Here is a 242-nt window from a genome sequence, read left to right as displayed (position 1 = left end):
GACCTAGTCTAACCTCTCAATCACTAAGAGTTAAGAGGAAATGCTTGTAATATGCCGTTATTTCGTACTTTTTTTATCGTGTTTTGCTGTTTATCGGCCATCGCCTGTAGTGATGAAAAACAACAAGCTGTTGCCAGTTATGAACATGCTGCACAAGGCGCGTTTTCATCGGCGCTATCGCATGATGGTAGATACAGCTTAGTCTCCTCCATTAACCATGGGGTCGCGCTGTGGGATAATCA

At 43.8% G+C, this 242-nt stretch carries 1 protein-coding gene; it reads left to right on the top strand.

All coding sequences use genetic code 11. The features are described from left to right. Positions 1–51 precede the first annotated feature (51 nt). Positions 52–242: hypothetical protein (locus AAEZ06_RS28125; RefSeq protein ID WP_350617480.1), on the top strand; the 191-nt coding region annotated here is incomplete at its 3' end.

It is taken from the genome of Pseudomonas sp. HY7a-MNA-CIBAN-0227 (genome assembly GCF_040310325.1).
GTDB lineage: Bacteria > Pseudomonadota > Gammaproteobacteria > Pseudomonadales > Pseudomonadaceae > Aquipseudomonas.
The sequence above is the reverse complement of the archived record's forward strand: the minus strand, read 5'-3'. Positions and strand labels throughout refer to the sequence as shown.